The 1,849-nt window shown below is 41.3% G+C and carries 5 protein-coding genes and 1 pseudogene; all 6 read right to left on the bottom strand.

Features of this window, described 5'->3' with window-relative positions; genetic code table 11:
- Positions 1–273 (bottom strand): tail completion protein gp17 (gp17, locus tag CD138_RS12875; protein ID WP_142380764.1); only part of this gene is annotated, 273 nt, incomplete at its 3' end.
- Positions 274–283: 10 nt separating this feature from the next.
- The gene (locus CD138_RS12870; RefSeq protein ID WP_019167852.1) at positions 284–697 is read right to left on the bottom strand and encodes an HK97-gp10 family putative phage morphogenesis protein; all 414 of its coding nucleotides are present in this window, start codon (positions 695–697) and stop codon (positions 284–286) included.
- A complete protein-coding gene (locus CD138_RS12865; protein ID WP_103266008.1) occupies positions 684–1,019 on the bottom strand; it encodes a phage head closure protein in 336 nt (111 codons plus the stop codon). Before CD138_RS12865 ends, CD138_RS12870 begins: the two co-directional genes overlap by 14 nt.
- Position 1,020: 1 nt before the next feature.
- Positions 1,021–1,317 carry a phage head-tail connector protein gene (locus CD138_RS12860; protein WP_019167201.1) on the bottom strand — a complete coding sequence of 99 codons (297 nt, stop codon included), beginning with the start codon at positions 1,315–1,317 and terminating at the stop codon, positions 1,021–1,023.
- Complete coding sequence (locus CD138_RS12855; RefSeq protein ID WP_019167202.1) at positions 1,317–1,601, bottom strand: Rho termination factor N-terminal domain-containing protein; 285 nt, start codon at positions 1,599–1,601, stop codon at positions 1,317–1,319. The genes CD138_RS12860 and CD138_RS12855 overlap by 1 nt, the downstream gene beginning before the upstream one ends.
- A 16-nt stretch (positions 1,602–1,617) precedes the next feature.
- Positions 1,618–1,849 (bottom strand): annotated as a pseudogene (locus tag CD138_RS12850) (N4-gp56 family major capsid protein); the annotation flags it as partial.

The following is a 1,849-nucleotide window of genomic DNA, read 5'->3' as shown; positions in this document are numbered from 1 at the left end:
TACTGCTATGTCCAAAAAACGTAGCAACTCACGCGCTTCCGCCCCGTTCTCGTACTGACTATAAACATGGAACGTGATAGCAATAATCTCACGCATGCCAGGGGAACGTTCGCTTTCAGTCACGTTAGTTTCACCCACGATGATATATGGGTAATCCACGTCTTTTTGAACGCAATCAAAAACCCTACCGCCGACTAACTTGTCAGTGATAGGGTTGTCGATTAAGTTATTCATGATTTGATTAAATAGTAACGATTCAGCGGATACCCACATATCAACACTCCTAACTGAAATATCGTTCAAACACTTTTCTACCCTCGTCAACAGCTGGATTCCAAAACGGTTGAGCTGGTTGTCCATGCGTTGTATACCATTCGCCATCGTCACCTTTATAGGACCATGGTATCTTATGTGCACGACTACCACCAGGGCCGGTAGCGTAGATGCCGCTACCAAATTCAACGTAAATCGCATACTCAGCCCCTACGCTAATCACAGACGAGAAACCGCCGTCAGTAACTTTAAAGTCTATACTTTCTTTCAAGTATCCTAAGTCGACGGGTGCTAGTGCGACAGCTGTGTTATAAATGGCAAGCGTCGTTTTTAAAACACCTTTTTTAACCCAATCTTCCATCTCTTCGCGATAATCGTCCAACTCAGCAACCAAGTCCCAGTTGCCATACTTAACCTTTGCCATTTGGAACCTCCTGCAATCGCGTTAAATTGACCTCATGCATACCACCTTGGTCGATTGGATATCCAACGACTTGATATAACTTACTTTCGTATCTAAACACGTTATTTGCGTTTATTTCGACGTTGTATGGCGTGTAAAGGTTGCGGTCGAATGTTTTATTCATCTGGCGGAAGTTGAGCGTCTCAGACGTTGTAGGCGTGTCCATAAAGCCAAATATTTCACGTTCTCGAACATACTCGCGCTTTTGATTAGGATATCTACCAACTAATGCCATACGACCAATTTCTATTTTGTGAGGATACTCATTCATTGGGTCGAACATGCTACCACCTCAATTGCCTTAATGGTCGTAAGTGTCGATATGTTGATTTAGGTAAGTCTGTAACAAACGAATAAGATACTGTGCCCATCGAACGACTAGAAATGTTACCAGAAGTACCATATTTGATACTTTCAGCAATAAACTTTCTGACGCCGAACGGATACGGCTCTACAAACACCTTATTGCAATATTCTTCTGCTATCCCTTTATAAAACAGAATTAAGGATTGCAACACCTCATCATTACTATCGTCGTCAATAGGTGTTCGATTAAGCTGTTTGACTTCTAAAGGTAGCATTATGCAACACCCTCAATCGCCTTAATCAATTCCGCCTTTTTCATTGATGAGTCAACTTCAACATCATACTGTTCGGCAATATCTTTCAATTCAGCCACTTTGTAAGTTGTCAAATCGACCTCGACGATAGCAACAATATTACGACGGTTGTTATCTGTTTCTAATTCTTTAATGCGTGCTTCTGACGGCTTGTAATCTGGTCGGGGGTATAATGCCCCCACCTCATACAAATAGTTGTCATCTTGACCGTCTTTGAAGCGTTCAACGACTTCGTACAACTTCATTTAAATCACCCTTTCATTAAAGGACTTCTTCGTCACCTGAATCTACTTGACCTTTAGTTATTTTTACCGCTTTAGATTCGTCATAAAGGTAAGCTACATAGTGCTTATCACTATATAAAGCTGTTGTTTTAGTAGATGGGTCACGATCGGTCTCTAAGAAGAACTCACGTTTTGTGATTAACTTAACCGCACCTTTTTTAGCCAAGATGGATGTACCTTGTTCAAGTTTGTTTGAACGTACGATAACA

Source organism: Staphylococcus intermedius NCTC 11048, from assembly GCF_002902385.1.
GTDB lineage: Bacteria > Bacillota > Bacilli > Staphylococcales > Staphylococcaceae > Staphylococcus > Staphylococcus intermedius.
The sequence above is the reverse complement of the archived record's forward strand: the minus strand, read 5'-3'. Positions and strand labels throughout refer to the sequence as shown.